This is a genomic window from Calditrichota bacterium (assembly GCA_013151735.1).
Taxonomy (GTDB): domain Bacteria; phylum Zhuqueibacterota; class JdFR-76; order JdFR-76; family BMS3Abin05; genus BMS3Abin05.
In genome coordinates this window covers 1-3,025 of sequence record JAADHR010000224.1, presented here as the reverse complement: position 1 = coordinate 3,025, position 3,025 = coordinate 1, and the positions used below count along the sequence as shown (strand labels likewise).

Genomic DNA, 3,025 nt, shown 5'->3' with positions numbered 1-3,025 from the left:
ATATTTACTTATCTTTTTTTTCGTGACTTTGTGGCTAATGAATGATTCAGGCTAAATAAACGTTCACTCGAAAGTACTCACAACTGAAATTTTTCCAGATATTGATGTAAAATCTCGTACACCGCAATGCCGTATGCGACAGACACATTCAGCGACTGTTTGACGCCGAACATGGGAATTTCAATGGCCAGATCAGCCAAACCAACTACCTCATCAGAGACTCCCTCTACCTCGTTACCGACCACCAAAACCAGAGGAAACGAATACTCGACCCGTCGAAAATCGCGGCTGGCGTCCGTATGTTCCAGAACCACAAGGGATTGGCCTTCTGATTTTAAACGTTGAAGAAGCTCCGGCGTATTTCGACGGTACTCCCAGGGAACCGACTGCTCTGCTCCCAGCGCCGTTTTTGAGATTTCATTTCGGGGAGGCTGTCCGGTGAACCCGGTAAGATAAAGCTTTTTCACGCGAACCGCATCCGAGGTTCGGAAAATCGACCCCACATTGAACAGGCTGCGGATATTCTCTGCGACCGCCGAGATGGGAAATCGTCCTTCCCGCTCAATCTCCTCCAACGTGGGGCGGGCAGACTTAATTTCCTCAAACGTGAGTTTCCGCACGGCTATTCAACCCTTTCCAGCAACGCCACGGTTTCAATGTGGTACGTATGCGGGAACATGTCCACCGGTTGGACCTGCTGCAGCGTGTAATTGTTTTTCCACTCCGCCAGGTCGCGTGCCAGTGTGGTGGGATTGCAGGATACGTACACAATCTTTTCGGGCATCATATTCTGAATGGCCTGCACGCTTTTCGGGTGAAGGCCGGCCCGGGGCGGATCGATGATCAGTACATCCGGACGTCCCACAACATCCACCAGCGTTTCCACGCGCTTCATTTCATCCTTCACGTCACCCAGAACAAACTCCACATTTTCCACCCGATTGAGCGCCTTGTTGCGGCGGGCATCTTGCACGGCCGCTTCAATCACCTCGATTCCCAGCACCTGCCGCACCCGTTGCGAAATGGCAATGGAAATAGTGCCGGTACCGCTGTAAAGATCGTAAACCATCTCCTCGCCTGAGAAATTCGCTAAACGAATGACTGTGTCGTACAGCCGTTCGGCCTGCCGGGTGTTGGTTTGAAAAAAGGAATTGGCGGAAATTTCGAACTCGTAGTCGCCCAATTTTTCACGAATCACCGGCTCCCCCCAAACCGTCCATTCCTCCTCGCCAAATGCGGTGCTCCCCTTGGAGCGATTGATGTTGTTCACCATGCTTGAAACCGGGACCCCGCTGGCACGGATTTTTTCCGCCAATTGGGTCATGACCGCTTCGTTCTTTTCAGACGTCACCACATTGACCATCCGCTGCCCGGTGTGTTTCCCTTCGCGAATCACGAGATGCCGCCAGAAACCGGCGTGGTCGGCGGTGCTCCAGGGCTTCAACCCGGATTCCCGGGCAAAGTCTTTCACAAGATTGAGAAGTACATTGCTTTCCGGCGATTGCAGAAAGCAGGCGTCGATGTCCACAATTTTATCGTAACGGCGCGGCACATGAAGTCCCAGGGCAAAGTCCTTAGGCTTTTCCTCCTGTTCCTGATTAGAGAGAAGCCAGCGCCGGTCGGAAAAGGTAAATTCCATTTTATTGCGATAGAAAAACACATCGGGTGAGGGTAACGTAGGCTGTATGGTAATGTCGTAAAATCCTCCGAGGCGCTGGAGACTGTCCTGCACAATGTGTTGTTTAAAAGCCAATTGCTTTTCATAAGCGACGTTTTGCCACTTGCACCCACCGCACACACCAAAGTGAGAGCACTTCGGGGGGATTTCGTAAGTCGCAGGCTCCAGCACGTCGAGGATGCGTGCCGTCAGGTAATCGGATTTTTTTTTGAGCACGCGGGCCCGCACGGTTTGCCCGGGAAGCCCCTTTTCCACAAATACCACCAGTCCCTCGACCCGGGCCACGCCCAACCCGCCATACGCCACATCCTCAATATGAAGGGTAATTTCCTCGCCTCTGCGCACCTGCTACTCCTTGCTTGATTCAGCTAATAGAATAAGAAATAATTGGAGGAGATGCAAGGAGAAAGTGAAAAAGAAAAGCGACAGGGAATCTTCGATAATGGGATCCTTGTTGCTTTAACTTAATACGTAATTGTTAATTGAATTTCCGTCCGTCGATTTCGAACGCGCTGCAACGGATATTGATTCAATTCCCGCACAATATTGGCTGGCTCTTTCATTCCGGGCATGAGTAGCTTGGGTTCAAATTGGTAGGGAACCCAAAAACCAAAACCAATTACATGATTTTTAAAAGCCGATTTGATGCGTTTGGCTTCCTCTGCATTCTGTCCCAGGCTGATTAATATGTTAAGTTGCCGTGTTAATACGTCGTAGGTATGTTGTGCCCGAAGCAAAGAAAGCTTCTTATTATAGTCATCTTTGCCAATTTCACAAGCATGTCCCGTAATGTACGCGTTTTCAATCTTTTGGGGGTGCAATTGAAGAATGTCCTGCAAAATATCCCTCACTCTGGCTTCCAAAAAACGGGATTCCGATGCGGCAGAGGCAAAAACATGTTGCATTAGGATCATTCGGTAAGTTTGCACGGCTTTCTTTTTGGATTGGAATTGAATGGGTTTTACGAATAGATTCTCAATCCCGGCTAACTTCATGCGAAGCTTAATGACCAACATATAGGGGTTATCTGCCTGCCATTTCAGGTTTAACGGTCCCGAGGATTGCCATTTAAGCTTTTTGTGCCAGTTTGAATAATTCGCTTCCACATAGCCCTTGTCAACAGGAATCCAGTCGGTTGTTTTTTGACCTCCCGCAATTTCATTTTTCGGAACAAGATAAGCCTCCCACCAAAAGGGGCTTGGGGCATGAATGGAATCAATTGTCACCGAAAAATAGCTTCTACCCAATTTTGATTTGATAATTTTGGGCATAACGGGTTTGTACAGCAACTTTTCCGGAGATAAATAGATTAGTACATCCTTTTTCTTACTCTCGCTGCCCAACAAA

Annotated in this window: 3 protein-coding genes; all 3 read right to left on the bottom strand. The window is 48.9% G+C overall.

Features of this window, described 5'->3' with window-relative positions:
- Positions 1-77 precede the first annotated feature (77 nt).
- The 3 genes from GXO76_16020 to GXO76_16010 all read right to left on the bottom strand — a co-directional run bounded on the left by GXO76_16020 (position 78) and on the right by GXO76_16010 (position 2,949).
- Positions 78-620: an RNA methyltransferase gene (locus GXO76_16020; protein ID NOY79360.1), complete on the bottom strand. Its 543-nt coding sequence runs from the start codon at positions 618-620 to the stop codon at positions 78-80.
- A 2-nt stretch (positions 621-622) separates the two neighbouring features.
- Positions 623-2,023 (bottom strand): 23S rRNA (uracil(1939)-C(5))-methyltransferase RlmD, encoded by a 1,401-nt coding sequence (rlmD, locus tag GXO76_16015; protein ID NOY79359.1) that lies wholly within the window; start codon positions 2,021-2,023, stop codon positions 623-625.
- Between the two features lie 119 nt (positions 2,024-2,142).
- Complete coding sequence (locus GXO76_16010; protein ID NOY79358.1) at positions 2,143-2,949, bottom strand: hypothetical protein; 807 nt, start codon at positions 2,947-2,949, stop codon at positions 2,143-2,145.
- Positions 2,950-3,025 lie beyond the last annotated feature (76 nt).

What these genes read in the sequence shown, in the direction of transcription:
- GXO76_16010 (NOY79358.1), bottom strand. Translation starts at nt 2,949, where the DNA reads ATGCCCAAAATTATCAAATCAAAATTGGGTAGAAGCTATTTTTCGGTG.